2 protein-coding genes are annotated in these 1,437 nt (G+C 72.0%); one reads left to right on the forward strand and one right to left on the reverse strand.

The genetic code is table 11. From position 1 onward, the window contains the following. Positions 1-140: 140 nt before the first annotated feature. Positions 141-851, forward strand: a complete 711-nt coding sequence (locus D7W79_RS41960; RefSeq protein WP_120530750.1) for a LytR/AlgR family response regulator transcription factor — start codon at positions 141-143, stop codon at positions 849-851. Positions 852-863: 12 nt separating this feature from the next. Here D7W79_RS41960 and D7W79_RS41965 read toward each other — a convergent pair whose 3' ends face one another. Then, positions 864-1,190 (reverse strand): hypothetical protein, encoded by a 327-nt coding sequence (locus D7W79_RS41965; protein WP_147442360.1) that lies wholly within the window; start codon positions 1,188-1,190, stop codon positions 864-866. Between the last annotated feature and the right edge of the window lie 247 nt (positions 1,191-1,437).

Consider the following 1,437-nt stretch of genomic DNA (forward strand, 5'->3'; position numbering starts at 1 on the left):
GTGGACTCGGGGGGCGTGGGGCTTCGCAATGCCACGGAGCGCCTGCGGCTGCTCTGCGGCACTGGCGCGTCCCTCCGGTTGGATCAGTCACAGGCCACGGTCACGACGGCCCGCGTGCACATTCCCCTGGAGGCGGCGGCATGAAGGTCCTCATCGCCGACGACGAGCGGCTCGCGCGCGCGGAGCTGCGCCGCCTGCTGACGGCCTTCCCCGAGGTGGAGGTGGTGGGCGAGGCCACCCATGTGGACGAGACGTGCGAGCGGGTGGAGGCGCTCGCGCCGGACCTGCTCCTGCTCGACATCCAGATGCCGGGCGGCACGGGCTTCGACGTGCTCGACCGGCTGGAAGCCCCGCCGGACGTGGTCTTCACCACCGCGCATGACGCCCACGCGCTGAGGGCCTTCCAGGTGAACGCGCTCGACTACCTGCTCAAGCCCATCGAGGCCGCGCGGCTCGCGGAGGCGCTGGAGCGCGTACGGCAGCGGGGGCGGGTGCAGCGCGCGGCTGGTGCGCCGGTGACGCCCCTGGAGCGCGTGTTCGTGCGGGACGGCGAGCGCTGCTGGCTGGTGACCCTGTCGCAGGTGCCGCTCTTCAGCTCCGAGGGCAACTACGCCCGGCTGCACCTGCCAGACGCGGAGCCGCTCCTGGCCCGCTCACTCAACCACCTGGAGGAGCGGTTGGACCCGGTGCGATTCTTCCGCGCGAGCCGCCAGCACCTCATCAACCTCGACTTCGTGGAGGCGTTGGAGCCGGGTCCAGGCGGCACACTCATCGCCCGGCTCCGGGGAGGCCGGGAAGTGGAGATGTCCCGCCGCCAGTCCCAGCGCTTCCGGGAGCGGCTGAGCCCGTGAGGGTGGCCGGGGCTACGGCTTGACCTGACAGGCCTTGAGGCCCGTGTTGCTGACGCCGTTGCAGGCGTAGCCCTCCCGGCAGTCGGCCTGGGAATCACAGACGCGCGAGCACATCAGCGTGTCGAGCTGGCGCGTGCACAGCGTGTCGCCCGGGCAGCCGCCGCCCTCCCCTTCCGCGGTGCAGGCCTGCGCGCAGAAGGTGCCGGGGAAGTCCCTGCGACAGGTGAAGCCGGAGTCACAGCCGTCCTCACCACAGGTCGCCCCCACGCCGCCGCTGCTTTCACAGGCCAGGAGGGGGAGGACCGCCAGCAGGGGGAGCAGCATTCGGCTCAGTCGCATGGGAGATCCTTCCAATCACATGCGGGGCCGGCCCCCGCGCGGCCCAGCATGGACAGCTCCGGGACGGCACGTCCAGTGGCGTGTCTGCCCTTCCGTCCGGCCGCGAGCAGCGCGGCTTCAGACTCGACTTTCGCTCTTTTGGAGCGAGGGGGCGAGCGCTGCGGTCTACGCCGCGCGCTCCTGGGGGTGCGTGGCGCGGGAGGCGGCGCGTAAGTTGGCGCGAAGTCGACGCGGCGAGTGCCAGCGG

The organism is Corallococcus exercitus (assembly GCF_003611585.1).
Taxonomy (GTDB): domain Bacteria; phylum Myxococcota; class Myxococcia; order Myxococcales; family Myxococcaceae; genus Corallococcus; species Corallococcus exercitus.

Excerpts from the sequence above, each read along its gene's own strand:
- D7W79_RS41965 (WP_147442360.1), bottom strand. The coding sequence starts at position 1,190 with ATGCGACTGAGCCGAATGCTGCTCCCCCTGCTGGCGGTCCTCCCCCTC.
- D7W79_RS41960 (WP_120530750.1), top strand. The coding sequence starts at position 141 with ATGAAGGTCCTCATCGCCGACGACGAGCGGCTCGCGCGCGCGGAGCTG.